Origin of the sequence: Micromonospora sp. LOL_024, from assembly GCF_048060415.1 — a bacterium.
Classification (GTDB): Bacteria; Actinomycetota; Actinomycetes; order Mycobacteriales; family Micromonosporaceae; genus Micromonospora.
In genome coordinates, this window is the sequence record NZ_JBHMIS010000001.1 from 116,036 (window position 1) to 141,495 (window position 25,460).

The 25,460-nt window shown below is 71.7% G+C and carries 23 protein-coding genes, 1 tRNA gene and 4 pseudogenes; 20 read left to right on the plus strand and 8 right to left on the minus strand.

Annotated features, from left to right (window positions below; all coding sequences use genetic code 11):
- Window positions 1-50: 50 nt before the first annotated feature.
- The 3 genes from ACFHWY_RS00535 to ACFHWY_RS00545 all read left to right on the plus strand — a co-directional run bounded on the left by ACFHWY_RS00535 (window position 51) and on the right by ACFHWY_RS00545 (window position 2,176).
- Window positions 51-260 carry a DUF397 domain-containing protein gene (locus ACFHWY_RS00535; RefSeq protein WP_416578642.1) on the plus strand — a complete coding sequence of 70 codons (210 nt, stop codon included), beginning with the start codon at window positions 51-53 and terminating at the stop codon, window positions 258-260.
- An 81-nt stretch (window positions 261-341) separates the two neighbouring features.
- Complete coding sequence (locus ACFHWY_RS00540; protein WP_416578075.1) at window positions 342-803, plus strand: SRPBCC family protein; 462 nt, start codon at window positions 342-344, stop codon at window positions 801-803.
- A gap of 119 nt (window positions 804-922) precedes the next feature.
- Entirely contained in the window at window positions 923-2,176 is a 1,254-nt protein-coding gene (locus ACFHWY_RS00545) for a PQQ-binding-like beta-propeller repeat protein (RefSeq protein WP_416578076.1), read from the plus strand.
- Between the two features lie 128 nt (window positions 2,177-2,304).
- On the opposite strand, the gene hisC is transcribed toward ACFHWY_RS00545, so the two are convergent.
- From hisC to hppD, 4 genes are all read right to left on the minus strand, one after another.
- A complete protein-coding gene (gene hisC, locus ACFHWY_RS00550; protein ID WP_416578077.1) occupies window positions 2,305-3,405 on the minus strand; it encodes a histidinol-phosphate transaminase in 1,101 nt (366 codons plus the stop codon).
- Window positions 3,402-4,334, minus strand: coding sequence for an RDD family protein (locus tag ACFHWY_RS00555; protein ID WP_416578078.1), 933 nt, complete (start codon window positions 4,332-4,334; stop codon window positions 3,402-3,404). The genes hisC and ACFHWY_RS00555 overlap by 4 nt, the downstream gene beginning before the upstream one ends.
- Window positions 4,335-4,356: 22 nt before the next feature.
- On the minus strand, window positions 4,357-4,728 hold the full coding sequence (locus ACFHWY_RS00560) for a hypothetical protein (RefSeq protein ID WP_416578079.1): 372 nt from the start codon (window positions 4,726-4,728) through the stop codon (window positions 4,357-4,359).
- 66 nt (window positions 4,729-4,794) lie between these two features.
- The gene (hppD, locus tag ACFHWY_RS00565; RefSeq protein WP_416578080.1) at window positions 4,795-6,000 is read right to left on the minus strand and encodes a 4-hydroxyphenylpyruvate dioxygenase; all 1,206 of its coding nucleotides are present in this window, start codon (window positions 5,998-6,000) and stop codon (window positions 4,795-4,797) included.
- Between the two features lie 142 nt (window positions 6,001-6,142).
- Between hppD and ACFHWY_RS00570 the strand changes: the two genes are divergently transcribed.
- Entirely contained in the window at window positions 6,143-6,652 is a 510-nt protein-coding gene (locus tag ACFHWY_RS00570; protein WP_416578081.1) for an Lrp/AsnC family transcriptional regulator, read from the plus strand.
- On the opposite strand, the pseudogene ACFHWY_RS00575 reads toward ACFHWY_RS00570, so the two are convergent.
- Window positions 6,639-6,787, minus strand: a pseudogene (locus tag ACFHWY_RS00575) (ArsR family transcriptional regulator); the annotation flags it as partial. The gene ACFHWY_RS00570 and the pseudogene ACFHWY_RS00575 sit on opposite strands and share 14 nt — an antisense overlap.
- Before the next feature lie 72 nt (window positions 6,788-6,859).
- Between ACFHWY_RS00575 and ACFHWY_RS00580 the strand changes: the two are divergent.
- The 8 genes and pseudogenes from ACFHWY_RS00580 to ACFHWY_RS00615 all read left to right on the plus strand — a co-directional run bounded on the left by ACFHWY_RS00580 (window position 6,860) and on the right by ACFHWY_RS00615 (window position 13,743).
- Complete coding sequence (locus tag ACFHWY_RS00580; RefSeq protein WP_416578082.1) at window positions 6,860-7,036, plus strand: hypothetical protein; 177 nt, start codon at window positions 6,860-6,862, stop codon at window positions 7,034-7,036.
- A 154-nt stretch (window positions 7,037-7,190) separates the two neighbouring features.
- A complete protein-coding gene (locus tag ACFHWY_RS00585) occupies window positions 7,191-8,636 on the plus strand; it encodes a PQQ-binding-like beta-propeller repeat protein (RefSeq protein WP_416578083.1) in 1,446 nt (481 codons plus the stop codon).
- Window positions 8,637-8,803: 167 nt separating this feature from the next.
- On the plus strand, window positions 8,804-10,483 hold the full coding sequence (locus ACFHWY_RS00590) for a fumarate hydratase (protein ID WP_416578084.1): 1,680 nt from the start codon (window positions 8,804-8,806) through the stop codon (window positions 10,481-10,483).
- A 169-nt stretch (window positions 10,484-10,652) separates the two neighbouring features.
- Window positions 10,653-11,440, plus strand: a pseudogene (locus tag ACFHWY_RS00595) (transcriptional regulator); the annotation flags it as partial.
- A gap of 54 nt (window positions 11,441-11,494) precedes the next feature.
- Window positions 11,495-12,895, plus strand: coding sequence for a class II fumarate hydratase (locus ACFHWY_RS00600; RefSeq protein WP_416578085.1), 1,401 nt, complete (start codon window positions 11,495-11,497; stop codon window positions 12,893-12,895).
- A 55-nt stretch (window positions 12,896-12,950) separates the two neighbouring features.
- Window positions 12,951-13,132 (plus strand): annotated as a pseudogene (locus tag ACFHWY_RS00605) (Scr1 family TA system antitoxin-like transcriptional regulator); the annotation flags it as partial.
- Window positions 13,133-13,167: 35 nt separating this feature from the next.
- Window positions 13,168-13,349, plus strand: a pseudogene (locus tag ACFHWY_RS00610) (DUF397 domain-containing protein).
- Between the two features lies 1 nt (window position 13,350).
- Window positions 13,351-13,743, plus strand: coding sequence for a pyridoxamine 5'-phosphate oxidase family protein (locus tag ACFHWY_RS00615; RefSeq protein WP_416578086.1), 393 nt, complete (start codon window positions 13,351-13,353; stop codon window positions 13,741-13,743).
- Between the two features lie 17 nt (window positions 13,744-13,760).
- Here ACFHWY_RS00615 and ACFHWY_RS00620 read toward each other — a convergent pair whose 3' ends face one another.
- Entirely contained in the window at window positions 13,761-14,306 is a 546-nt protein-coding gene (locus ACFHWY_RS00620) for a CGNR zinc finger domain-containing protein (protein WP_416578643.1), read from the minus strand.
- 86 nt (window positions 14,307-14,392) lie between these two features.
- Here ACFHWY_RS00620 and ACFHWY_RS00625 point away from each other — a divergent pair, with 86 nt between their 5' ends.
- The 3 genes from ACFHWY_RS00625 to ACFHWY_RS00635 are packed head-to-tail and all read left to right on the plus strand — an operon-like array spanning window position 14,393 to window position 17,854.
- Window positions 14,393-15,352 carry an EamA family transporter gene (locus ACFHWY_RS00625; RefSeq protein WP_416578087.1) on the plus strand — a complete coding sequence of 320 codons (960 nt, stop codon included), beginning with the start codon at window positions 14,393-14,395 and terminating at the stop codon, window positions 15,350-15,352.
- Window positions 15,353-15,365: 13 nt separating this feature from the next.
- On the plus strand, window positions 15,366-16,127 hold the full coding sequence (locus tag ACFHWY_RS00630; RefSeq protein ID WP_416578088.1) for an HAD family hydrolase: 762 nt from the start codon (window positions 15,366-15,368) through the stop codon (window positions 16,125-16,127).
- Between the two features lie 35 nt (window positions 16,128-16,162).
- A complete protein-coding gene (locus tag ACFHWY_RS00635; protein ID WP_416578089.1) occupies window positions 16,163-17,854 on the plus strand; it encodes a S8 family serine peptidase in 1,692 nt (563 codons plus the stop codon).
- Window positions 17,855-18,030: 176 nt separating this feature from the next.
- Here ACFHWY_RS00635 and ACFHWY_RS00640 read toward each other — a convergent pair whose 3' ends face one another.
- Complete coding sequence (locus ACFHWY_RS00640; protein ID WP_416578090.1) at window positions 18,031-18,735, minus strand: IclR family transcriptional regulator; 705 nt, start codon at window positions 18,733-18,735, stop codon at window positions 18,031-18,033.
- 63 nt (window positions 18,736-18,798) lie between these two features.
- On the opposite strand from ACFHWY_RS00640, the gene cysS reads away from it, so the two are divergent.
- Together cysS and rlmB are read left to right on the plus strand one after the other, a co-directional pair.
- Entirely contained in the window at window positions 18,799-20,214 is a 1,416-nt protein-coding gene (gene cysS / locus ACFHWY_RS00645; protein WP_416578091.1) for a cysteine--tRNA ligase, read from the plus strand.
- Window positions 20,214-21,338, plus strand: a complete 1,125-nt coding sequence (gene rlmB, locus ACFHWY_RS00650) for a 23S rRNA (guanosine(2251)-2'-O)-methyltransferase RlmB (protein WP_416578092.1) — start codon at window positions 20,214-20,216, stop codon at window positions 21,336-21,338. The genes cysS and rlmB overlap by 1 nt, the downstream gene beginning before the upstream one ends.
- A 64-nt stretch (window positions 21,339-21,402) precedes the next feature.
- Here rlmB and ACFHWY_RS00655 read toward each other — a convergent pair whose 3' ends face one another.
- Complete coding sequence (locus ACFHWY_RS00655; RefSeq protein WP_416578093.1) at window positions 21,403-22,494, minus strand: ABC transporter ATP-binding protein; 1,092 nt, start codon at window positions 22,492-22,494, stop codon at window positions 21,403-21,405.
- A 319-nt stretch (window positions 22,495-22,813) separates the two neighbouring features.
- On the opposite strand from ACFHWY_RS00655, the gene ACFHWY_RS00660 reads away from it, so the two are divergent.
- The 3 genes from ACFHWY_RS00660 to ACFHWY_RS00670 all read left to right on the plus strand — a co-directional run bounded on the left by ACFHWY_RS00660 (window position 22,814) and on the right by ACFHWY_RS00670 (window position 25,441).
- Window positions 22,814-22,887: transfer RNA gene (locus ACFHWY_RS00660), tRNA-Thr, on the plus strand.
- Window positions 22,888-23,000: 113 nt separating this feature from the next.
- Window positions 23,001-23,912 (plus strand): hypothetical protein, encoded by a 912-nt coding sequence (locus ACFHWY_RS00665; protein WP_416578094.1) that lies wholly within the window; start codon window positions 23,001-23,003, stop codon window positions 23,910-23,912.
- Entirely contained in the window at window positions 23,912-25,441 is a 1,530-nt protein-coding gene (locus ACFHWY_RS00670; protein ID WP_416578095.1) for a hypothetical protein, read from the plus strand. Before ACFHWY_RS00665 ends, ACFHWY_RS00670 begins: the two co-directional genes overlap by 1 nt.
- The last annotated feature ends 19 nt before the right edge of the window (window positions 25,442-25,460 follow it).

Genomic DNA, 25,460 nt, shown 5'->3' on the forward strand with positions numbered 1-25,460 from the left:
TCGGCCCGGCCCTGGCTGGCGAGACGTCTGAGCTGAGGGAGATGACGACGATGCACGATCTCGTGGGCGCGGTCTGGCGGACCAGCAGCCGCTCGAACGACCAGGGCCTCTGTGTGGAGGTGGCCGACAATCTGGCCGGTGTCCACGGTGTGGTGGGCGTACGCGACTCGAAGGACCAGGCGGGGCCGGCGCTGGTGGTCAGCCCGGTGGGCTGGACCGCGTTCGTCGACGCGATCCGGGCGGGGCGGTTCGCCGCCTGACGCGTGAAGGGGGTCTCCGGCAGAGGAATCTCTTCTCCAGGGACCCCCGAGCCGCGTACCGTCGGTGCCACGGGAGGTGGCATGTCGACTGTTGCGGTCAGGGGTCTGGTCGGGGCATCCGCAGCCGACCTGTGGCGGGTACTCGTCGACCTGCCGCGGCGCGCACCCGACGGCGGGCCGGTCGAGCTGTTGACTGCCGGGGAGTTCGGTCCGGGCACGGCCTGGCGCGAGACTCGGCGTCGGCCTGACGGCGGCACGCTGGCCGAGGAGTTCGTGGTCCTCGCGGCCGAGCCGCCACGGCGGCTGGTGCTCGGCTCACCGGGCGAGGGCGTCGACTACCGGATCACCTGGGCGCTGCGCGACGTGCGGCGTCGGCGGCGCCGCTGTGCCGCGGTGACCGTGACGGTGCGGGCGCAGCCCGCCGCCACGTCCGGCCGGGCCGTCGCGCTGCTGCTCGGCGGCCTGGCCGCGCGCGCGACGGAGAAGGTGCTGCGGCAGGATCTTGCCACGTTGGCCGCCGCCTGTCAGGCCGAGGCGGCCTGACCGTCCGGTCCGGTCCCGCTGGCTGGTGCGCGCCGGTCGGCCCAGGCCCGCGAGGTGCCGCGACCGGTGGCCCCAGACCTGCGGCGCCGGCTGGGTAGGGTGCCGTGCGGAGGTGCGGCATGGGGTGGGCGACGGGTTGGCGGCGGATCGTGGCGGTGGTGGCGGCGACAGGTGTCGCCGCGGCGGTCGCGATCGTCGCGTACCGGGTACTGGCCCCGGCCGAGGTCAGCACCACCGCCCGGGGCGACTACCCGGCGCTGCACGTGCCGGAACCCGGGGTGGTCGGCCGGCTGCCGGTCGCCCCGCTGTTCGTGGACGGCCGGCTGCGGGTGTACGCGGCGGCCCGCCAGGTCTACGCCGACAGCCCGGTCGACAGCCGCTACCGAGGCACGCCCTTCTGGTCCTACCGGCGCTGGCCGGCGACGTTGGACTCGGTGGTGGCGGGCGGGACGATGGTGGTGAGCCGGTGGTCCGACGGGCTGCTGGTGGCGCTCGACGCGCGTACCGGTCGGGTCGCCTGGCGGGCCGACGGGCCGAGACCGGACGGGAAGCGCGCGGTGCGGCGGACCGGCACGGTCACCGTCTGGCAGCCGAGAGGGCTCACGGTGAGCAGGATCCCCGACGGCCGGCACGTGGTGGTCACCTCTGGCGACGGAGAGCTGCGCGCAATCGGCCTGACCGACGGCCGGCAGTTGTGGCGCGTCGAGGTGGACTCCGACTGCCGCGACCTGGTCAGCGCGGGAACCGGTGGCCAGCTGGTCACTTCGGACCGCTGTGACGGGCCGACGGTGATCGAGTTCCGGGACTCGGCCACCGGGGTGGTGGGCGCCCGGTGGCGACCGCCGGGCGTCGGTGACGAGCTGGCGGCGTCGCCGATCGGCTGCGGTTCGGCCGGTGCGGGTTGCGCCGCGCTGCGGACCGTGGGGCCGGGGGATGCGGCCACCCGGGGCTGGCTGCTCGGTCCCGGCGATCCGGTCCCGGCAACGGCGCTGGACGACCCGGACACCGAGCTGGTCGGCCGGATGGCGGTGAGCCTGTCCGACGGGGTGCTCGTCGGCCGCTCGGTTCCCGACGGCGCGCAGCGCTGGCGGGCGGCCGTCGGCCCGGGCCGGGTGATCGCCGTTCAGCGCGACCGGGTGCACGTTTTGACCGAGGAGCACCAGCTGGTCACGCTGGATCCGGCGACCGGTGCGCAGCGATCCCGGTTCCTGCTGGACATCGGGTCCGACGGCACCGGCTGGGCGCCGGGTGCCGCGTACGCGGCCGACGGGTATGTGGTGGTGGAGCGGCTGCGCCGGCCGGTCGATCCCGACGGGGACGACCAGCGGTACTACCTCACGGCCGAAGCGTTGATAATAGCCGCGACCGGATAGCGGCAAACCACCCAAGGGTGGACAAAAGGGACGTAGGCTAGCTGAGGGCTTCCGGGCCGGTCCGCTGGGGGATGGCGGACCGGCCCGGCCCAGGACTGCCGGCGGGCCTGCCGTGGACGTCCGGCGGATCAGCCCAGCGCCGCCTCGGCCGCGGCCAGGAAGGCGTCGTTCTCGGCCGGCGTGCCGACGGTGACCCGCACCCCGTTGCCGGCGAACGGACGGACGATCACGCCACGCGACTCGCATGCCCTGCCGAACTCCACCGACCGGTCGCCCAGCGGCAACCAGACAAAGTTCGCCTGGCTGGCCGGCACGTCCGGGACGAGCTTGCCGAGCGCCTGGCCGACCCGCTCCCGCTCGGCCACCACCAACGCACACCGCCGGTGTACCTCGTCCACCTGGGCCAACGCGGCCAGCGCCCCCGCCTGGGCGGCCATGCTGGTGGAGAACGGGGTGACGACCTTGCGTACCGCCGCCGCCACCGCCGGCTGCGCCACCAGGAAGCCGATCCGCAGACCAGCCAGACCCCACGCCTTGGACAGGGTGCGCAGCACCGCCACGTTGGGCCGGTCGGCGTAGCTCAACCCGTCCGGTACTTCCGGGTCGGTCACGAACTCCCGGTACGCCTCGTCGATGACCACCAACACGTCGTCGGGCACCGCATCGATGAACCGGTCCAACTCGGCCCGGCGCACGGCGGTGCCGGTCGGGTTGTTCGGGTTGCAGACCAGGATCATCCGGGTACGGTCGGTCACCGCGGCGGCCATCGCCGTCAGGTCGTGCCCATGTGCTGCGTCGTTGGACACCTGCACGCTGGTCGCGCCGCTGGTCGCCGCGATGATCGGGTACGCCTCGAACGACCGCCACGAGTAGACCAGTTCGTCGCCGGGCAGGCAGGTGGCCCGCACCAGGTGCTCGGCCAGTGCCACCGAGCCGCAGCCGGTGGCCACCCGGTCGAAGTCCACCGCGTACCGCTCAGCGAGCGCTTGGCGGAGCGCGACGACGCCCATGTCCGGGTATCGGTGCGCTCCGGCGGCGGCCTCGGCGACCGCCTCCACCACGCCGGGCAGCGGGCCGTACGGCACCTCGTTGCTGGCCAGCTTGATCGCTTGCGGCAGGCCCAGTTCCCGGGCCAGGTCGGCCGGGCTGCGGCCGGGCACGTAGTTCGGCAACACGTCCAGGTCGGCGCGGGTCAGCCGCACTGTCGGCTGTCGCTGTCCATCGGTCATCGGGTCTCTCCTGGGGGGTCGGCGCGATCGTCGGGGGTGCGGGGAAGCTGAACCACCAAGGTCTGCGCCCGCTTGTCGTGTAGGGCCTGCCGCATCGGGTGATCGAAGAGTGGGGAGAGCGCGTCGACCAGTTGGAGCAGCAGCCCGAGGCCGCAGCAGTACCAGAGCAGGGTGGGCAGGCCAAGAGTGTTCCACCGGCGCAGCGCCCGGCCGAAACCGAGCGGCGCGTCCGCCTCGACGGGCACCGCCCTGACGCGCAGCAGCCGCTTGCCGAAGGTCTGCCCGTTGGCCGCCATCGAAGGCACCTCGTACGCCAGCCAGAGCGCGGTGGCGATCAGCAGGATCACCACGACCAGCGCGCCGGCCTGGTCGCCCGCCGCGGGTAGCGGATCGGTGGTGCGGTCCTGTTCCCGGACCCGGCGCCAGAACTCGTTGAAGGCGGGCGAGAGTTCCTGGAGGTAGCGCCAGACGAACCAGCCGTTCACCAGCGCGTTGAGGGCGAACACGACGCCGAAGTCGATCAGGCGGGCGGCCAGCCGGGTGCCGAACGAGGCCAACGGCATGCCGTGCGGCCGGGGCGCGGGCGGGGGCCCCGGCCAGGTCGGGTACGGCCAGCCGGGCGGCGGGCCCTGCGGCGCGTCACCGGCCGACCAGGCAGGTGGTGGGTTCTGGCCCCAGCCGGTCTGCCGGTCTGCCGGCGAGGTGCTGCCGGGCGGAGATTCGGCCGCGGGTGGCGCGGAGGCGGGCCCAGTGGCCTGAGCTGTCGGCTCGGGGGTCGGCTCGGGGGTCGGCTCCGGCTCGGGCGGCGGCGGGCCGTCAGGCGGTGTGGCGTCGACCGGGATGGGCGCGCCGAGCCAGCCCTCGCCGTCCCAGTACCTGCGGGTCCGCGGGTCGGCGGGGTCGACGTACCAACCGGCTGCCACGCTCATGACGGGGCCTCGCTGCGCTCATTCACCTCGACACCTTAACGACGACGGTTCCGGCGAACTTGTCGTGGAGGCACTGTTGCCAGGGTTTGTCCCACAGCTGCCAGAGTCCGTCGACGTGGCTGCCGCCGGGCACCAGGGACCCGCCGACGAACTGCACCAGGTACCGCTTCCCGGCCGTGCGCCGGTCGAGCGTGCGGGTCGCATCGAGCGGGACCACGCAGAACATCCGGAACCAGATGAAAAGGAACGGCGGCGTGAACAGCACCATCATGATTCCGGTCGCGATGGCCGCGTCGATCCGGTACGCCAGCAGCCGGTCGCTGAAGGTCGCCAGCGGCTGCCCGCCCGGCCCCGACGCCGGTGGCCCGGCAGCCCACCCGGGTGGTGGCGACACCGCCGGCCGAGGGCTTGCCGGCCGGCGGTGTCGGGTGCGCGGGAGGCTGGGTCACGCCCGACAGTGTCACAGGTTGCCGCGCTGCTCCTGCTCCCGCTCTATCGCCTCGAAGAGGGCCTTGAAGTTGCCCTTGCCGAAGCCGAGCGAACCGTGCCTCTCGATCAGCTCGAAGAAGACGGTCGGGCGGTCCTGCACCGGCTTGGTGAAGATCTGCAGCAGGTAGCCGTCCTCGTCCCGGTCGACCAGGATCTTGCGATCCTTCAGCTCCTCGATCGGCACCCGTACCTCACCGATGCGGGAGCGCAGTTCCGGGTCGTCGTAGTACGAGTCCGGCGTCTCCAGGAAGTCGACTCCGGCGGCCCGCATAGCGTCCACGCTGGCCAGGATGTCGTTGGTGGCCACGGCGATGTGCTGGGCGCCCGGGCCCTGGTAGAACTCCAGGTACTCGTCGATCTGCGACTTCTTCTTCGCGATGGCCGGCTCGTTCAGCGGGAACTTCACCTTGCGGGTGCCGTTCGCGACGACCTTGCTCATCAGCGCCGAGTAGTCGGTGGCGATGTCGTCGCCGACGAACTCCGCCATGTTCGTGAAGCCCATGACCCGGCGGTAGAACTCGACCCACTCGTCCATCCGTCCCAACTCCACGTTGCCGACGACGTGGTCGACCGCCTGGAAGAAGCGCTTCGGCTGCACCCCGGCGTCGATCATCGGCCGCCGGTCCACGATCGGCCTCCGGGAGGCGAAGCCGGGCAGGAACGGCCCCTGGTAGCCGGACCGGTCCACCAGCGTGTGCCGGGTGTCGCCGTAGGTGGCGATGGCGGCCAGCCGTACCGCGCCGTGCTCGTCGGTGACGTCGTGCGGCTCGACGAGGCCGGTGGCGCCCTGCGCGGTGGCGTGGGCGTACGCGGCGTCCACGTCCGGCACCTCCAGCGCGATGTCGCTGACGCCGTCGCTGTGCCGGGCGACGTGACCGGTGCCGTCGGCGTCCGGCCGGACCGCGCCGGTGAGCACGAAGCGGGCGGATCCGCTGGTCAGCACGTACTCGGCGTGGTCCCGGTAGCCCTGTTCCGGGCCCCGGTACGCCACGCAGGTCATGCCGAACGCGGTCGAGTAGTAGTGAGCGGCCTGCTTGGCGTTTCCGACCAGGAAACGCACGTGGTCGAGGCCCTTGACCGGAAACAGGTCACTGCTGGTGTCGTGGTCGACGGCGCCGATGAGGGCGTCGACGTCGACCTCCTCGGCCGGTTGGGGTCGGTCGATCGCCTGGGTCATGGTGGCCTCCCTCGCGTACCGGCCGGCCTGGTGGGCCGACGGGATCGGGTGTTGCTGGTCCGAGCATCGCGGTGCGCGTGCCCACTGAGCAACACACTCCATCTGCGCTGGTCAGGTTGCGCAAACGGTATGGTGTTCAGGCATGAGTGCTGGTCAGGTTGTACAGATCGACGAGCTGGACGCGAGGCTCATCGAGCTGCTCGCCGAGGAGCCCAGGATCGGGGTGCTGGAATGCTCCCGCCGGCTCCAGGTCGCCAGGGGCACCGTCCAGGCCCGGCTCGACAAGCTGATCGGGCGGGGCGTGATCGCCGGGTTCGGGCCGGATCTCGGCCCCGCCGCGCTCGGCTTCACGGTGACCAGCTTCGTCACCCTGGAGATCAGCCAGCGGCTGGGTCACGACCCGGTGACCCGCCATCTGGCGGCGATTCCGGAGGTGCTGGAGGCGCACACCATCACCGGCTCAGGTGACCTGCTCTGCCGGATCGTGGCGCGCTCCAACACCGACCTCCAGCGGGTGATCGACCAGATCGTCGCGTACGAGGGGATCACCCGGGCCTCGACGATCATTGCCCTCGCCGAGCAGATCCCCTACCGCGTCCTTCCCCTCCTCCGCTCCGCCCTGGGTGAGGAAGGTGCGTTCAGCTCTCGGTGAGGGCGTCGCCGAGCGGGTACGCCGATAGCGGACGGTTCGGCAGGCCCGGACGCGGGCGACCAGGCCGGCGTCGCGCAGCACCGACAGGTGGTCGCCGACTCCGCCCAGACTCAGTCCCAGCTGGGCGACGAGCTCGTCCGGTGGCGGCTGGATGAAGTCGGCGTTGTAGCCGCCCCGGCGCAGCAGGGCCAGTAGGGCACCCACCGCATGGCGGGGCAGGGGCTGGCCGCGGCGGGTGCCGGCGCACTGAGCGAGGTGTTGGCCCCGGGCGCGGTGATGGCGGTCGCGGGTGCCGCGTCGGCGGTCGCGACGCTGCTGCTGTGGCCGATCCTCACGCCGAGCCGCCCGAGCGCGCCGGCCGCTCCTGCCCGGTCGGCCGCCTGATCGTGCCCGCCGGCCGCCGCCCGCCTGCCGCCTGCTCCCGCCGAGTCTTGAGCGGGGCCCCTTTTGATACGTCAGGCGTCAACCGGGGGCCCTTCCTTGAGCGACACGCGGGGCGGTGCGGGCGGTGGCGGGTCGGGATGGCTACCGTGTCCCGGTGGCGAAGGGGAGCGGCCTCGGCGTACGTGGCTGGCTGCTGCTCGGCCTGATCACCGTCGTGGTGCTCGCCGCGACCGGAGTCTGGAACCCCTTTCCTGGTATGTGGGAATGGGTCAACCGGCGTCAGCCGATCTCCGAGCCGGACGTGGCCTGGCAGCAGCGCATCGGCGGCACCCCGCGCAGCGTCACGATCGCCGGCGAGGCCGTGGTCGTCGAGCAGCGCACCCGGGTCGAGGCCCGCAGCCTGGCCGCCGGCACCCAACTCTGGGAGCGCAAGGCGGAATGGAGCGCGGTGACCGGGGCCGGGCAGGAAGCCGTGGTCGTCGTGGGCCGGCTGCTGGTCAAGGGGTACGAGGTGCTGGACCCGACCACCGGGGTGACCCGTCGGCGCGACGACGACGCGGTGGCCGTCTGGACCTACCGCAGCCTGTTGCTCGACGCGAGCTGCGTGGCGCCCACCGACTGCACCCTGAGCGCCTGGGATCCGCGTGGGACGGCACCGCTGTGGACGGCCTTCCTTCCCGGGGTCAGCGCCGGCCTGTTGGCCGACAACCCGAACCTGCTCGGCACCCGCCGGCTCACCACCGTCCGGATCGACGGTGAGGTGGCTGGTCCCGAGGCGGTACCGCCGCTGCTCGGCTTCCCGGTCGACGGCCGGGTACACGTGGTCGACACCGCGACCGGGCGGGTGCTCCAGAACGTCGAGCCGGGCCGTGACGAGCGACTGACGGTGATCGGTGGACGGCTGCTGCGCATCACGGCCCGGTCCCAGGACGGCAACTGCTACTTCGCGATCTCCGGCCAGGACTCGGCCACCGGCCAGGAGGTGTGGCAGCAGTCGGGGATCAACCTGCGGACCGCCGACAGCGCCGGCTGCGTGCAGCGCGAGGATCCGTACGGCGCCCGCAACGTGCTGGTCGGCGTCTCGCCCGACGGCCGGGAGGCCGTCCTCGACTCCTACGACGGGCGCCTGTTGCTGGTCGCCGCCCACGGTGAGCGGGTGTTGGCCGTCGACGACCGGTACGCGGTGGTGCGCGCCGCCGACGGCGCCACCGTCTCGGGCCGGGAACTCGGCTCCGGCAGGGTCCGCTGGAAGCGGCCGGCGGGGGAGAAGGCGGGTGCCGCCCTGACCCCGTACGCCGCGATCGTCGCCGACCAGAAGCCCAGCCGGCTGGTCGCCCTCGACCCACGTACCGGACGGGAGTTGGCCGTGCTGCGTACCTCGGCGAACGCCCTCGCCGTCGGCCCCGCCGGCATGGTCATCGGGGAAGGACGGGAGATCGGCTACCTCCGTTTCGGCGGTACCGGCGCGGACTCGCCGGTCGGCGGCAACGGAAGCAACGGGAACAACGGCACCGCCCGTGGTGGCGGAGACACCCCGGCACCGCAGGACAGTTGCGGTCCGAAGAACGAGTCGTGCGCCGTCCCCGATCCCGGCAAGTGATCCCTCACCGGGCGGCTGGGAGCGTCACCGCGGTACCCCACCCGGCGGGTGGGACCGACCCAGCCGCCTGCCCTAGGCTTTGCCGTCATGAGCGAGCGCCAGCGAGCGAATAATCAGCGCAGTGCGGCGGTGCCTCATGGCGGCACGCAGCGAAGTGGAGTGCAGTCATGAGCGGTGCTGAGTTCTCGTACGCCCCCCTGCTGCCGACCGGACCGGACCAGACCGAGTACCGCCTGGTCACCGACGAGGGCGTGGACGTCGTCAACGGTCCGGGTGGGCGTCGTTTCCTGACCGTGGAACCGGCGGCGCTGACCGCGCTGACCGCCGAGGCGATGCACGACATCGCGCACTACCTGCGCCCCGCGCACCTGGCCCAGCTGCGGTCGATCATCGACGACCCGGCGGCCTCCCCGAACGACCGTTTCGTCGCGCTGGATCTGCTGCGTAACGCGAACGTCGCCGCCGGTGGGGTGCTGCCGATGTGCCAGGACACCGGCACCGCGATCGTGATGGGCAAGCGCGGCCGGCATGTGCTCACCGACGGCGGTGACGCCGAGGCGATCTCGCGCGGCGTGTGGCAGGCGTACACCCGGCTCAACCTGCGCTACTCCCAGCTCGCCCCGCTGACGATGTGGGAGGAGCGCAACACCGGCAGCAACCTGCCGGCCCAGGTCGAGCTGTACGCCGAGGACCCGGACGGCCACCCGGACGGGTACAAGTTCCTCTTCATGGCCAAGGGAGGCGGCTCGGCCAACAAGTCGTACCTCTACCAGGAGACCAAGGCGCTGCTGAACCCGACGCGGATGATGCAGTTCCTGGAGGAGAAGCTGCGGCTGATCGGCACCTCCGCCTGCCCGCCGTACCACCTGGCTGTCGTGGTCGGCGGCACCAGCGCAGAGCACGCCCTCAAGACCGCCAAGCTCGCCTCGGCCAAGTATCTCGACACGCTGCCCACCACCGGCTCGATGGGTGCGCACGGCTTCCGTGACGTGGAGCTTGAGGCCGAGGTGCTGGAGCTGACCCGCAACTTCGGCATCGGGGCGCAGTTCGGCGGGCGCTACTTCTGCCACGACGTACGGGTGGTGCGGCTGCCCCGGCACGGCGCGTCGTGTCCGGTGGCGATCGCTGTGTCCTGCTCGGCGGACCGGCAGGCGGTTGCCAAGATCACCCCGTCGGGCGTGTGGCTGGAACGCCTCGAAACCGACCCGGCCCGCTTCCTGCCCGAGGTCACCGAGGCGCAGTTGGACGCCACCGAAGTGGTCCGTGTCGACCTGAACCGGCCGATGGACGAGATCCGCGCCGAGCTGTCGAAGTATCCGGCGAAGACCCGGCTGTCGCTCAACGGTCCGCTGGTGGTGGCCCGGGACATCGCGCACGCCAAAATCGCGGAGCGGTTGGACGCGGGCGAGTCGATGCCGCAGTACCTGCGCGACCACGCCGTCTACTACGCCGGTCCGGCGAAGACCCCGGAGGGCTACGCCTCCGGCTCGTTCGGCCCGACCACGGCCGGTCGGATGGACGCGTACGTGGAGAAGTTCCAGGCCGCGGGCGGTTCGATGGTGATGCTGGCCAAGGGCAACCGGTCGGCGCAGGTGACCCGCTCCTGCGAGCAGCACGGCGGCTTCTACCTCGGTTCGATCGGCGGCCCCGCCGCCCGCCTCGCCCAGGACTGCATCAGGCACGTCGAGGTCCTGGAGTACGCGGAGCTGGGCATGGAGGCGGTCTGGAAAATCGAGGTGGAGGACTTCCCGGCTTTCGTCGTCGTCGACGACAAGGGCAACGACTTCTACGCAGATGTGACGAGTCCTAGGAGTTACCTAACGATCGGGAACCGCTCGGCCACCTGACGGCAGATACGACGGAACCCCCCGATTGCCGCCGGGGGGTTCCGTCGCGCCAGGGGTGTTCGGGTCACCCCCGGCGCTCAGAGGGGGTCTTGTTCCTCGGGGTCGTACGAGCTCCAGAGGGCCTGGGCGTTGGCCAGGACGTGCAACGCCTCCACGTCCTCCGGCTCGGGCCGGCGCCCGCGACCCGCTGGCGGAGCTGGTCGCCGGAAGCCGCTCCGTCGGCGACGCGTTCGCCCTGTCGTACGCGCAGGTGTCCCCGGCCGCGCAGCGGCTCTTCCGGCTGCTCGGCCCGCACCCCGGCGTCCGCTTCGACAGCCGGGTCGCCGCCGCGCTGGCCGACCTGCCTCTTGACGGCACCCAGGATCTCCTGGACGAACTGGTCGACGCGCACCTGGTGGAAGAGCCCGGAGCCGGCCGGTTCCGCCTGCACGACCTTGTTCGGGAGTACGCCCGGCGCCTGCTCACCGCCGCCGGCCAGGGCCGGGCGTGGTTCGAGGAGAACCACGCGGCGTTGACGGCGCTGGTCGGGCTGGCCGAGGCCGAGGGTTTCCTGGCTGGTTGCTGGCAGCTCGCCCGGGTCTGCTGGCGCGCCAACTACGACGGTGGCCACCTCGACGAGCTGATCGAGACGCACACTGCGGCCCTACGTGCCGCCGAGAAGCTCGGTGACGACGAAGCCGTGGCGAACACCTTGAACTATCTCGCCTCGGGCCATCGATCCTCGAACAGGGCGACGCGCCCAGTGCGCTGGACCTGTTCCGCCGGGTGCTGCACGACGCCATGAAGATCAACCATCGGTTCGAACAGGCTCAGGCGCTCGACGGCATCGCCCGCTGCCTGCGCGCCACCGAGGTGCCTGCGGCCCGCGCGCACTGGGCTCGGGCGCTCGCCCTGTACCGCCAGCTTGACCTGCCGGAGCGGGACGAGGTGGAGCGGCTGCTGGCCGAGCTGGGCTGAGCGGCTCGGCGCGATCATCTGCACGTGCTCGCCCTACGCGGCAGGATGGTGTTCGTGACGACTACGGAGACGACGGGCTACCGGATCGAACGCGACTCGATGGGTGAGGTGGAGGTGCCTGTCGAGGCGTTGTGGCGGGCCCAGACGCAACGGGCGGTGCAGAATTTTCCGGTCTCGGGCCGGGGTATCGAGCCGGCCCAGATCCGGGCGCTGGCCCAGATCAAGGGCGCGGCGGCCGAGGTCAACGGAGAACTGGGCGTGATCGAGGCGAACGTGGCAGCCTCCATCGCCGCCGCCGCCGCACATGTGGCCGGCGGCGGGTACGACGACCAGTTCCCGGTCGACGTGTTCCAGACCGGCTCCGGCACGTCGTCCAACATGAACTCCAACGAGGTGATCGCCACGCTCGCCGGCCGGGAGCTGGGCCGCAGCGTGCACCCCAACGACGACGTCAACGCCTCGCAGTCCAGTAACGACGTCTTCCCGTCCTCGATCCATCTCGCCGCCACCGAGGCGGTCGCGCGTGATCTGCTTCCGGCGCTGGCCCACCTGGCCGGCGCGTTGCAGGGCAAGGCCGACGAGTTCGAGACCGTGGTCAAGGCCGGGCGTACCCACCTGATGGACGCCACTCCGGTGACGCTCGGGCAGGAGTTCGGTGGTTATGCCGCCCAGATCCGGTACGGCATCGAGCGGGCGGAAGGGGTGCTGCCTCGACTCGCCGAGCTGCCCCTCGGCGGTACGGCGGTAGGTACCGGCATCAACACCCCGCTCGGTTTCGCCGCCCGCGTCATCGAGAAGCTGCGCGACTCGACCGGCCTGCCGTTGACCGAGGCGCGCAACCACTTCGAGGCCCAGGGTGCCCGGGACGCCCTGGTCGAAGCCTCGGGTCAGCTACGTACCGTCGCGGTCGGGCTCTACAAGATCGCGAATGACATCCGCTGGATGGGTTCCGGTCCGCGCGCCGGGCTGCGTGAGGTGCGCGTCCCCGACCTCCAGCCAGGCTCGTCGATCATGCCCGGCAAGGTGAACCCGGTGGTCTGCGAGGCCGTTCGGCAGGTCTGCGCGCAGGTCATCGGCAACGACGCGGCCGTGGCCTTCGCCGGCTCACAGGGCGACTTCGAGCTGAACGTGATGCTGCCGGTGATGGGCCGCAACATCCTGGAGTCGATCCGGCTGATCGCCGCGTCGAGCCGCCTGCTCGCCGACCGCTGCGTGGTCGGCCTGGTCGCGGACGCCGAGGTCTGCCTGTCGTACGCCGAGGGCTCGCCGTCGATCGTCACCCCGCTCAACCGCTATCTGGGGTACGACGAGGCTGCCTCGATCGCCAAGGAGGCGCTGGAGAGGCAACTCTCCATCAAGGAGGTGGTGATTTCCCGGGGCCACCTCGACTCCGGCAAACTCACCGAGACTCAGTTGGAGGAGTCGCTCGATCTGCTCCGCATGACCCACCCCTGAGTGGTGTTGATCCGCTTCGGATGCGGGATGTCGGGGTCATCCGAGGTCAGGATGCGGCGAGATACCGCAACCCGGGACAGGCATCAACGGGCCCTTCGTCCTAGCGACGCTGCGCGACGGGGCGGAACTGGCATACCTCGGTGGGCAGGTCGGCGGCCGGGAGCTGGACCGGCATCGGATCTGTCGATGCTGCAACGAGTCTGGGAGGCTACGCTCGGTGCGGCGCTACCGCCGTAGGAGTCTACTGAGCTGTCGAAGGAGATCGGGAAGTCGTGGAGCTGACCGGTGCGAAGTGGCGCAGGAGTAGCCGCAGCGGCTCTAGCGACCAGTGCGTTGAGGTGGCGACGAATATTCCGTGGGTGGTCGGGGTGCGGGACAGCAAGGACCCAGGTGGCCGATGTTGAGCTTCGACCCGTACACCTGGCGGGTCCTTGTCGTGGCACCGCCCCGCTGACGTGAGCCTGCCTGGCCCGGAGGTCCTGGAACGGCTGGCGCGGGATCGGGTCGTCTGGCTCTGCACGCTGCGGCCGGACGGCTCACCGCACCTGACGCCGGTCTGGTTCCTGTATCTCGACGGCGAATGGTGGATCGGCACCGGCGAACGCAACCGGAAGGTCCGCAACATCGCCGCCGATCCCCGGGTGTCGCTGGCGTTGCCCGACGGCGACGCGCCCGTCGTGGCAGAGGGGACGGCGAGCATCGTCGGCGAGCCCTTCCCGCCGGAGGTGGTCGAGGGACTTCGCCGCCGGTACGACGGCTGGGACGTCACGGTGGACGGCCCGGACGGCCACTACGTCCTGCTTCGGGTCGCGGTGACCCGCTGGCTGATGGCCGGTCGCGCCCGCTGACCGGCCGGCCGGGCGGGTCAGGAGCGGGCGGCGGCCTTGCGGGCGCGGTAGGCGCTGACCGCGGCCCGGTTGCCGCAGCCCGCCTCGCAGAACCGTCGGGAGCGGTTCTTGGAGAGATCGACCAGCACGTTGTCGCAGTCGGGGTGCTCGCAGCTGCGCAGCCGGCGCAGCTCGCCGCCGCGCACCACGTCCGCTATCGCCATCGCCGCCTCGACCGCCATCCTGGTGGCCAGGGGGGCGTCCCGGGGTGCCGCGTGCAGGTGGTACGGCTCGGTGTCGTGCGTGATGAGCTGGGGCAGCGCGCGGTGTTCGCGGAGCAGCCCGTTGACGATCGACACGATCTCGTCGGTGTCGGCGTGCCAGATGCGGCGCAGCCGGGGCCGCAACGCGCGAACCGCCCGCAGCTCGGCGACGGTGTGTTCGTGTCGTCCGCTGTAGGCGTGGGCGACGTAGAAGGCGTCCAGGGCGGCGATGTCGGGCAGCCCCTCGCCGTCCGGGCTTTCGGTGTTGACCAGCGCGGCGGCGGCGATCAGCGAACATTCAGTGTCATGGGCGAACAGCAACTTGACTCCTGTCATGACCCCGGTCTAGCGTCATCGGCGTAACCCTAGTTTGCCCATGGCGGGCGAGTCGCGCCAAGGAGAGTCCGATGCGTCAACCGTCCGCCGCCGGTGCCGGCCTCACCCTGGCCCTGCTCTCCGCGACCACCTTCGCCACCTCGGGCACCTTCGCCCGCTCCCTGATCGACGACGGCTGGTCGGCGGAGGCGGTCGTCATCGCCCGGGTCGGCATCGCCGCCCTGGTGCTGGCGGTGCCCGCAGTGCTCGTCCTGCGGGGCCGGTGGTCCGTGCTGCGCCGCAACCTCACATCGATCGGCATCTTCGGGCTACTCGGCGTGGCGGTCGCCCAGGCATGCTTCTTCAACGCCGTCCGCTACCTGCCGGTCGGTGTGGCGTTGCTGCTGGAGTACCTGGGTGTCATCCTCGTGGTCGGCTGGACCTGGCTCGTCCAGGGACAGCGCCCCCGCCGGCTGACCGTGGCCGGCTCGGTGGTCGCCCTCACCGGCCTGGTCTTCGTGCTCGACCTGACCGGAGCCGGCCGACTCGACCCGGTCGGCGTGCTCTGGGGACTGGGCGCGGCGGTCGGACTGGCCGGCTACTTCGTGCTCGCCGGCCGCGTCGACTCCGCCCTGCCGTCGGTCGTCATGGCCAGCGGCGGGATGGCCGCCGGAGCTGGAGTGCTGCTGCTGCTCGGTCTGGCCGGGGCGCTGCCACTGCGGGCAACCTTCGACACCGTGCAGTTCGCCGGGCAGCAGACGAGTTGGCTCGTGCCGATCGTCGGGCTCGCGCTGGTGGCCGCGGTCGTCGCGTACCTCGCGGGGATCGCCGCGGTGCGTGTCCTCGGTTCCCGGCTGGCCTCCTTCGTCGGGCTGAGCGAGGTGCTGTTCGCGGTGCTGATCGCCTGGCTGGTGCTGGGTGAGCTGCCGACGATCGTGCAACTGCTCGGCGGGGCCCTGATCGTCGTGGGAGTGGCGCTGGTGCGCCTCGACGAACTGCGTACGCCCGTGGAACCGGCGCGGCCGAAGGCACCGGAACCAGCCCTCACGTGACACGCTGGACGGCGTGCTGACCACGGTGGTGTTCGATGCCGACGAGACCCTGATCGACCTGCGTCCGGCCGTCACCGGCGGGCTGGAGGCCGTACTGGCGCAGATGCGGAGGTTGACCCCGGCGGCAGCCGCCGTCTGCCTGGCGGATCTGGAATCGGACTGGGACGCGGTCTTCGGTCACCTGGCTGCGGCGCCGGTCACCCAGATCCGGCGGGCGGCGCTGGCGCGTTCACTGGACCGGGCCGGGCTCGCCGCCCACCTGGATGAGGCGGTAACCATCTTCTTCGCCCGGAGGTTCGCGCTGACCAGGCCCTATGCCGACGTGCTACCGGCGCTCGCCGCGCTGCGCCACCGCTGGACACTCGGCTTCGCCACCAACGGCAACAGCCGCCCGGAACGGTGCGGGCTTGCTGGCAAGTTCGACTTCGAGGTGTACGCGCACGACGACGGCCTGCCCAAGAAGCCCGCCCCGGAATTCTACGCCGCGGTATGCGCGGCGGCCGGTGTGCCGCCACAGCAGGTGGTGCACATCGGGGACAACCCGGTGCACGACGTGGTGGGTGCGCAGCGGGCCGGGCTGCGCGCGGTCTGGCTCAACCGGCGCAACGAACCGACGCCCGATCAGGTGACGCCCGACGCGACGGTGCGGACGCTGGCTGAGCTGCCTGCCGTTCTGGCCGGGCTGCCCGCCGTGCCCGCCGATCTGCCCGGCGAAGGGGATCTTCCCACGCAGATCCGGCGCCGGTCTGGCGAAACTCCCCGAGTTGATGTCTGATGACGCGACGTCCCTCAACGAGAGGATTCGATGTGGTGAGCAAGCGCTTCACCGTCGGTGCCGTCGCGACCGCGGCGGTACTGGCACTCACGGTGACGGGTATGGCGGTGCCGGCCAGTGCCGAGCCGACGACAGTCCGGACCTTCACCGTGGTCGCCGAGGACGGGGTCTCCGGCGACGCGGCCGTCGCCGCGATCCGGTCGGCCGGCGGGACCGTGGTGTCCCGCACCGACGAGGTCGGTGTCTACCAGGTGACCAGCGACCGGGCCGACTTCGCGGCGAAGGCGACCACTGCCGGGGCGCTGATCGGTGCCGCCGAGCAGCGGGCCATCGGCCGCAAGCCCAAGCTGGATCGGGTCGAGCAGGAACACCTGCTGGCCGCGGCCACCACCAAGGCCGCCGCCCGGAAGCCGGGTAAGAGGCCGGCGAAGATGGACCCGCTGGACGACAAGCTCTGGGGCCTGGAGATGATCCGGGCCGACAAGGCGCGCAAGGTCGAGCCCGGCGACCGCCGGGTGACCGTCGGCGTGCTCGATACCGGTGTGGACGCGAGCCACCCCGACATCGCGCCGAACTTCAACTGGGCGTTGTCGCGCAACTTCGCGCCCGACATCCCCGAGATCGACGGGGCGTGTGAGGTCGCGAGCTGCCTCGACCCGGTCGGCACCGACGATGGCGGGCACGGTACCCACGTCGCCGGCACCGTCGGCGCTGCCGCAAACGGGTACGGGCTCTCCGGCGTGGCTCCGGGGGTGTCGCTGGTCAACCTCAAGGGCGGCCAGGACTCGGGCTACTTCTTCCTCAACCCTGTGGTCAACGCCCTGCTGCACGCCGGCCGTTCCGGCCTGGACGTGGTCAACATGTCCTTCTACGTAGACCCGTGGCTCTACAACTGCACGGCGAACCCGGCGGACTCGCCGGAGGCGCAGGCGGCGCAGCGGGCCACGATCCGGGCGATGAAGCGGGCGCTGACCTTCGCCCACAACCGTGGCGTCACCCTGGTCGGTGCGCTCGGCAACAACCACGAGGACCTGGGTGACCCCCGGGCCGACAGCTCCAGCCCCAACTACGGCGATGTCGCACCGTACCCGCGCGAGATCGACAACGACAGCTGCTGGGATCTGCCCACCGAGGGACCGCACGTCGTCAGCGTCTCCTCCGTCGGCCCGTCCGGTGAGAAGGCCGCCTACTCCAACTACGGCACCGAGCAGACCGCCATCGCCGCACCGGGTGGCTGGTACCGCGACGGCTTCGGTACCGACACGTTCCGTACCGACGCCAACATGATTCTCTCGACGTACCCGAAGAAGGTCCTCCAGGAGGAGGGTGCGGTCGACGAGGACGGCGACATCGTGCCGGGCGCCGAGACGTTCGTGTTCAAGGAGTGCAAGAAGCACGGCCAGTGCGGCTACTTCACGTACCTGCAGGGCACCTCGATGGCGGCACCGCACGCCTCCGGCGTGGCCGCGCTCATCGTGAGCCGGTACGGCAAGTCGCAGGGCCGGGGCGGCTACGGTCTCGCGCCGGACTCGGTCGAGCGGCACCTGCTTCGGACGGCCACCGCGCACGCCTGCCCGGAGCCGCGGCTGCGGAGCTACGTCGACGAGGGGCGGCCGGTCGAGTTCGACGCCTACTGTGACGGCCCGGTCAAGTTGAACGGCTTCTACGGGCACGGCATCATCGACGCGTACGCGGCGGTGACCAAGCCGCTCAAGAAGTCCCACTAGGACCAGCCAGTCGAAGTGGTCAGGCGGCCCGGCCGGGAAATCTCCGGTCGGGCCGCCTTCGCGTCGTCGGCCGTGACCGCGCCGGTGTCATCGGCGCCAGCCGCGGTCGAGCAGGGCCGAATGAACTTCGCCGACGATCCGCCGGAGGTCCCTGTGCAGCCGACGGCTGGTCACATTCAGGACCAACCGGCCCGCGCCGACGAGTCGGTTAAGTCCTCGGCGATCGCGGTGGCGGCGGCGAGCACCTGCGCGCCGACCGCTTCGGCGTCCAGTGGGGCAAGTGCGATCACCCCGACGCTCGCTTCCAGGCCGGGCACCCCGCACACCGGGGCAGCCACCCCGTACGCCCCGGTTTGCAGCTCACCGACGGTGCTCACCGGGCCGCTCTGGCCCGACCGGCCGGCGAGGATGGCCCGCCCGGCCGCGCCACGTTCGAGCGGATGCCGGGCACCGGTCCGGTACGCCACGTGAAACGACGTCCAACTCGGCTCGACCACCGCCAGCGCGACCCCCTCGCCCCCCTCCACGACGGTTAGGTGGGCGGTGGCTCCGGCCTGCTCGGCGAGTCGCCGGAGCGCGGGCAACGCACCATCGGCGAGCAGCGGCTGAGCCCGCCGGGCCAGGTGCAGCACTCCGGTGCCGAGGCGCAGCCGGCCATCCGCGTCGCGGCGCAGCATCCCGTGCCCGACCAGCGGGCCGACCAGCCGGTAGACCGCGGCCCGACCGATGCCCAGCCGGTTCGCCGCCTCGGTCACGGTCAGGCCGCCCGGTGCTTCCGCGACCAGGCGCAGCAACCGCAGTCCCCGGTCCAGGGTCTGTGACGCCTCGCCTCCCGGCGCGGCGGGCGGCGGGTCGATGCCGGGCACTGCGGGGGTGTTCACGACCAGCAGCGTACGACCCGGCTCCGGCCGCTCGGGAGAACGACGGACAGTTACCCTTGTACGGTGACGCTACGCCTGTACGACACGGCCACCAGATCGGTGCGGGACTTTGTCCCGCGGGAAGCCGGCAAGGTGGGGGTCTACCTGTGTGGTCTCACCCTTCAGGCGCCTCCGCACATCGGTCATCTTCGGTCCGGCGTCAACTACGACGTGTTACGTCGCTGGCTGTCGGCCGCCGGTCTCCAGGTCAGCTTCATCCGCAACGTGACGGACATCGACGACAAGGTCCTGGCCAAGGCGCAGGAGCAGGAGCGGCCCTTCTGGTCGATCGCGTACGCGAACGAGCTGAGGCTCGCCGGGGCGTACCGGGCGTTGAACGTGTTGCCGCCGACCTACGAGCCGCGGGCCACCGGGCACATCCCCGAGATGCTCGAACTGATCGCCCAGTTGATCGGGCGTGGCCACGCGTACCCGGCGACCGACGACTGCGGCGACGTGTACTTCGACGTCGGTTCGTGGCCGGCGTACGGGCAGTTGTCCAACCAGTCGCCCGAGGACATGCAGTCCGCCTGCGAGGCCCCGGAGCGTGGTAAGCGTGACCAACGCGACTTCGCACTCTGGAAGGGGACCAAACCGGACGAACCGGCGGACGCCTTCTGGCCGTCGCCGTGGGGGCGCGGGCGGCCCGGCTGGCACATCGAGTGCTCGGCGATGTGCCAGCGGTACCTGGGCGCCGAATTCGACATCCACGGCGGCGGACTCGACTTGACCTTCCCGCACCACGAGAACGAACTGGCCCAGTCTCAGGCCGCCGGTCTGCCGTTCGCCCGGTACTGGGTGCACCACGGTCTGCTCAGCATCGGCGGGACCAAGATGGGCAAGTCGCTGGGCAACGCCCTCGACCTCGACTATGTCGCCTCGCTCGGGGTGCGCCCGGTCGAGTTGCGCTACTACTACGTCGCCGCGCACTACCGCTCGCGGATCGACTACTCGGAGGAGGCGCTGCGCGAGGCGGCCGTCGCGTACCGGCGGATCGAGGGTTTCGTGCAGCGCGCCGTGGAACGGGTGGGCGTCGGCCAGTTCGGCGAGGTGCCGGCCGGGTTCGTCGCGGCGATGGACGACGACCTCAACACGTCGGCCGCGCTGGCCGCGCTGCACGAGGTGCTGCGGGACGGCAACAACGCGTTGAACGGCGGGGACGATGTGACCGTCCGCACGACGCTCGCCGGAGTCCGCGCGATGCTGGATATCCTCGGGGTCGACCCCCTCGACCCGGCGTGGACCGGTGGAGCCCGGGCGGACGACCTTCGTGGTGTGGTGGACTCCCTGGTCGCCCTGGCCCTGGAACAGCGCGCGCAGGCCCGGCTCCGCAAGAACTGGGCTGCGGCCGACGTGCTGCGGGATCAACTCAAGCGGGCCGGAGTGGTTGTCGAGGACACCCCCCAGGGCCCGCGTTGGAGTATTGGAGAGCATGACTGATGGCCGGCAATTCGCAGCGCCGTGGCCGGCGGGTGGCGTCGAAGGCGAGCGCACCCAAGGGGTCCGGCGGCAAGAACAAGGACACCCTCGCCGGGCGTGGCCGGACCCTGCCGGCCGATGAGCGACCCTGGCACAAGGGGTACTCGGGCACCGAGAAGCTGCCGCAGCGCACCGCGTGGAAGCAGGACAAGGAGCGCCGGGCGGCAGCCGAGGAGGGCCGGGTGCCGAAGATCGGCAAGCCCGGCAGCAAGGACACCACCTGGGGCCGGGGCGGTGGCCGGGGTGCGCCCAACGCGAGCCCCACCCGTGGCCGGCAGCCCGCCAGCCGGGGTGGTGGTCCCCGGGTCGCGCCGGGCCGCAAGTCCAACCCCGCGAAGGACACCCAGGAACTCCTGGTCGGACGCAACCCCGTGCTGGAGGCGCTGCGCACCGCAGTGCCGGCGACCGCGCTCTACACCGCCCAGGGCATCGACGTCGACGACCGGGTCAAGGAGACCATCCGGACCGCGGCCGACCGGGGCATCGCGATCCTGGAGGTCAGCCGGGCCGAGTTGGACCGGATGACCGGGGGCGTGCTGCACCAGGGGGTCGGCCTCCAGGTGCCGCCGTTCGCGTACGAGCCGTTCGAGGACCTGATGGCAGCCGCGCTGGAGCAGTCGGCTCCGCTGCTGGTGGCGCTTGACGGCGTCACCGACCCGCGCAACCTCGGCGCGGTGATCCGTTCGGCCGCCGCGTTCGGTGCGCAGGGCGTCTTCGTGCCGGAGCGGCGGGCGGCCGGGATCACCGCGACCGCCTGGCGCACCAGCGCCGGCGCGGCGGCCCGGGTGCCGGTGGCCCAGGTCACCAACCTGACCCGGTCGCTGAAGGCATGCCGGGACGCGGGCTTCGTGGTGGTCGGTCTGGACGCCGACGGCGAGACGGACCTGTACGACCTGGAGGCCGCGGTGGGCCCGCTGGTCGTGGTGGTCGGCTCGGAGGGACGGGGACTGTCCCGGCTCGTCGGGCAGACCTGCGACCTGACCGTCAGCATCTCGATGATCTCCGAGATGGAGTCGCTGAACGCGAGCGTGGCCGCCGCGGTCACCCTGGCCGAGGTGGCTCGCCGCCGGGCCGTCGAGGGCTGAGACCGGACACGGTGCGCGGAAGGGGCGGCCCGCTGACTGCGGGCCGCCCCTTCGCGTTGCTACCTCAGATACGCTGCCCGGTCGCGGCGTGGAAGAAGTGGTTCTGGCCGGGACGCGGCTTCACGAAGATCGTGTCGCCCATGCTCGGCGTGGTCCGCCGGTCGGTACGCACCACGAACCGCTCGGAGGCGCCTTCCAGCGCGGCGTGGCCGTAGACGTTGGCGTCGGAGCCGAGGTCTTCGACCAGCTCGACCACGACCGGCATGCCGCCCTCGGTCGGGCCGACGATGTCGCAGTCCTCCGGACGGAAGCCGACGGTCACCTTGCCGTCGCCGCCCTCGGTGCGGGCCGCTTCGACCTGCTCGCGGGTCAGCGGGATGAACATCTCGGCGAACGCCGCGCCCTGCTCGGAGAACTGCACCGTCTTGATGTTCATGGCGGGCGAGCCGATGAAACCGGCGACGAAGACGTTGGACGGGGCGTCGTAGAGCGTCCGTGGGGTGTCCACCTGCTGGAGCACGCCGTCCAGCATGACCGCCACCCGGTGCCCCATGGTCATGGCCTCGACCTGGTCGTGGGTCACGTAGACGGTGGTGATGCCGAGCTTGGCCTGCAGCGAGGCGATCTGGGTACGGGTCTGGACCCGGAGCTTGGCGTCGAGGTTCGACAGCGGCTCGTCCATCAGGAAGACCTGCGGCTCCCGGACGATGGCCCGGCCCATCGCGACCCGCTGGCGCTGACCGCCGGAAAGCGCCTTGGGCTTGCGGCCGAGGTACTCCTCCAGTTGGAGCAGCGCCGCCGCCTCCTTGACCCGCCGGTCGATCTCGGCCTTCGGGGTCTTGCGCAGCTTCAGCGCGAACGCCATGTTCTCGTACACCGACATGTGCGGGTAGAGGGCGTAGTTCTGGAAGACCATCGCGATGTCGCGGGCCTTCGGCGGCAGGTGGGTGACGTCCCGGTCGTCGATGTAGATCGCGCCGTCGTCGACGTCCTCCAGGCCGGCGAGCATGCGCAGGCTGGTGGACTTACCGCAACCGGAGGGGCCCACGAGTACGAGGAACTCGCCGTCGCCGATCTGGAGGTCCAGCTGGTTGACCGCGGGGCGTTCGGTGCCCGGATAGATCCGGGACGCCTTCGCGTAGGTGACCGTAGCCATGAGGAGGCTGCTTCCTTTCACCGGCAGGAACGTGCCGGACGATCCGAGTGAAGGAGCGACCGGCACGGATGCCCGAGCCGGCGCCACGGCCGGTCGGGGCAAGCCCGTGTCGTCCGTGTCAATGCACGGTAAACGGCTTTCGTCGCGATGCCAAGGTTCGGCGACGGCCGGAAGTTCCGTAGGATTCGCATTCCGGTCACTCCGGCATGGTCGGACACGAATCGACGCTCACACGTCGGGATGTTGACGTTTCCCATGCTCGGAACCCCTGCGGAGCAGGAAAAGCTAACGTCGGTCGCTATGCTGGCCACGACACAACGCCCCTGTAGCTCAGCTGGCCAGAGCACCCGCCTTGTAAGCGGGATGTCGCCGGTTCGATCCCGGCCGGGGGCTCAATCTGTATCACGCACGGCGTACCGGGCCGACACCTCGATGTGGCCGGGTGTTCAGGCGGGCTCGTTACGCTCCGCCTCCACCCGCCACCACGAGCAGGGACGCCCGTCGCCGTGCACCACGCCAACCACTACTACGGGCACTCCCACGTGCTGGCCCGCTACTGCGGACTCGACGACCGGGACCCACCGCGCATCCACGGGTACCTCCAGCACGGCTGGAACATCGGCGACGGCATGGCGCCCGACCACGAGTTCGTGCCGGGGGTACCACTGCTCCTCTGGTCCGAACGGACCCGGCGGCGGGCCTGGTCGCTCGGGCGTCGGCAGACGTACGTGGTCGGCGCGCCGTGGGCGTACCTGCTGGCCACCGAGCCGGGCGGCCCACAGCGGCGGGAGGGCACCATCTGGTACCCGTTCCACGGCTGGGAGGGCCAGCGGGTGGTGGGCGACCACGGCCGGCTGATCGACGAGATCCGGTCCGTGGAGGCGGGGCCGGTGACGGTCTGCCTCTACTGGCAGGAGTACCGGTCGCCGCGGGTGCGGCAGCACTACGAGCGGGCCGGCTTCCGGGTGGTCTGCCACGGCTACCGGGGCGGCCGGTGGCGCGACCTCGACCCCGGCTTCCTCCACCGACAGTTGGCCGAGCTGCGTGGGCACCGGCGGGTCGCCTCGAACCGGCTGTGCAGCGCAATCTTCTACGGCATCCTGGCCGGCTGTGAACCGGCCGTCTACGGCGACCCGATGCAACTGGCCGGGGAGGCCCAGGTCTGGGGCGGCCAGCCACGGATCCGCCGGCAGTGGGCGCAGCTGCACGGTCCACGGGTCGACCCGGACGTCGCCCGCCAGTTCGCGGTGACCGAGCTGGGCGCCGATCGGCTGCTCCCGCCGGTCGAGCTGCGCCGCCTGCTCCGCTGGCCCGAGCCGGTTACCGGCACGACGGAAGCGGTCGGGGCCGATGCTGCGGTGGAACAGGCCACGCCAAGCGGCGCGGCAGGTGCGCGATCCGGGACGGAAGGGATCTGATGAGCCCGAACAAGCCGCTGCGGCCGCCCGGCGCCGAGATGCACGCCTGGTCGGATCTCGACGGCGCGCACGGCACCGGCCCGGTACGCGGGACAGGACTGGCCGCGCTGCTCGCCGTCGCGCACGGTCGCACGCTCGTGGTCGGGCCACACCATCCGGAGCTGCTCGACACGCTGCCACGGGCGGACCTGACCCTGCTGGTGCGGGGACTGCCGGACGCCGAGGCGTTGGCCGCCCGGTACGCGGACCGGCCGGGTATCCGGGTGTGCTGTGGCGGCCCGGAGCAACTGGCCGACCTGCCGGCGTACGACACCGTGGTGGCCCTGGACGGGCTGGCCCGGCTCGACTCGGTCGAGGGCGCGCCGTCGACCTGGGGCCAGGCGTTCGACCTCCTCGCCACGGTGCTGCGGCCGGGCGGCCGGCTGCTGCTCGGGGTCGAGAACCCCATCGGGCTGCACCGGCTGCTCGCGCCGCCACCGCCCAGCACCGACTCGGACTGGGCGGCGCTCGGCGAGTACGACGACACCCGCCCGGCGGGGCTGGCCCGCCTGCGGGATCGGTTGACGGCGGCTGGGCTGCGGATCGACGGCACCTGGGCGGCCTTCCCGTCGCCGCTGGCACCCGTCGCCCTGCTCGGCACGGAGCTGCTGGCCGACGCCGACCTGACCGGTTTCCTCCAGGCCACACTGGCCGATGCGGAACCGGCCCTGCCGACGTCGGCGGAGCGGGAACCGGCCTTTCCGAGGCTCGCGGATCCGGAACGGCTGGCCGGGGCGGCGGTCCGGAACGGGGCCGCTCTGGAGCTCGCTCCCGGCTGGGTCCTGCTGGCCGAACGCCCTCCGCACCACGGTGTCGACCCGGTCCGGCACGACGCCCTGTCACCTGCCGCCGGCGCGGCGCCCGCCGCGGCGGTGCGCGTCGAAGGGGTCGGGATCCAGCCGGTTCACCGTGACCCTGCGGGCGGGTGGCGGTTCGCCGGCGGTGGGACGGTCCCGTCGGGACGTACCGTCGAGGATCTGTTGGTGGCCGCGTTGCTGCGGCGGGACGTGCCCGCGGTGCGGGCGCTGCTCACCGCCTGGCAGTCCGGGGTCGAGGCCGGCGTGCCGGCGGACCGGTTGGTGGTCACGCCGGGTGGCAGCTGGCAGGCCCTGACCGGCGCGATTGAGCCGGTGGCGGTGTTACGGCGGCTGGCGTCCCGGCTGGTTGACGCGGGGCTCGCCGAACTGTGGCCGGCCGGAGAGTTGGCCGCCACACTGGCCACGATGGCCGGACAGCAGCCGGAACCGCTGACCGCCGACGGTGGAGCCGGTGCCCGCGGCTGGCGGGAACTGCTGGCGGACCGGGACCGGCTGGCTGACGAGTTGGCCGAGGCGCGTGCCCTCCACCGATGGTATGAGCGCACCCTGACCGACCGCGACGACGAGCTGAAGCGGCTGCGCCGGATCGTCTCACTGCTGCACGGCACCCCCACCGCACGAGCCGGCCGCCTCCTGCTCGCCGCCGTCCGCCGTCTCCGCCCCACCCCCTAGCCCACCCTCCCGCCGACAC

Excerpts from the sequence above, each read along its gene's own strand:
- ACFHWY_RS00535 (WP_416578642.1), top strand. The coding sequence starts at position 51 with ATGCACGATCTCGTGGGCGCGGTCTGGCGGACCAGCAGCCGCTCGAAC.
- ACFHWY_RS00540 (WP_416578075.1), top strand. The coding sequence starts at position 342 with ATGTCGACTGTTGCGGTCAGGGGTCTGGTCGGGGCATCCGCAGCCGAC.
- ACFHWY_RS00545 (WP_416578076.1), top strand. The coding sequence starts at position 923 with ATGGGGTGGGCGACGGGTTGGCGGCGGATCGTGGCGGTGGTGGCGGCG.
- hisC (WP_416578077.1), bottom strand. The coding sequence starts at position 3,405 with ATGACCGATGGACAGCGACAGCCGACAGTGCGGCTGACCCGCGCCGAC.
- ACFHWY_RS00555 (WP_416578078.1), bottom strand. The coding sequence starts at position 4,334 with ATGAGCGTGGCAGCCGGTTGGTACGTCGACCCCGCCGACCCGCGGACC.
- hppD (WP_416578080.1), bottom strand. The coding sequence starts at position 6,000 with ATGACCCAGGCGATCGACCGACCCCAACCGGCCGAGGAGGTCGACGTC.
- ACFHWY_RS00570 (WP_416578081.1), top strand. The coding sequence starts at position 6,143 with ATGAGTGCTGGTCAGGTTGTACAGATCGACGAGCTGGACGCGAGGCTC.
- ACFHWY_RS00580 (WP_416578082.1), top strand. The coding sequence starts at position 6,860 with ATGGCGGGGCAGGGGCTGGCCGCGGCGGGTGCCGGCGCACTGAGCGAG.
- ACFHWY_RS00590 (WP_416578084.1), top strand. The coding sequence starts at position 8,804 with ATGAGCGGTGCTGAGTTCTCGTACGCCCCCCTGCTGCCGACCGGACCG.
- ACFHWY_RS00625 (WP_416578087.1), top strand. The coding sequence starts at position 14,393 with ATGCGTCAACCGTCCGCCGCCGGTGCCGGCCTCACCCTGGCCCTGCTC.
- rlmB (WP_416578092.1), top strand. The coding sequence starts at position 20,214 with ATGGCCGGCAATTCGCAGCGCCGTGGCCGGCGGGTGGCGTCGAAGGCG.
- ACFHWY_RS00655 (WP_416578093.1), bottom strand. The coding sequence starts at position 22,494 with ATGGCTACGGTCACCTACGCGAAGGCGTCCCGGATCTATCCGGGCACC.
- ACFHWY_RS00670 (WP_416578095.1), top strand. The coding sequence starts at position 23,912 with ATGAGCCCGAACAAGCCGCTGCGGCCGCCCGGCGCCGAGATGCACGCC.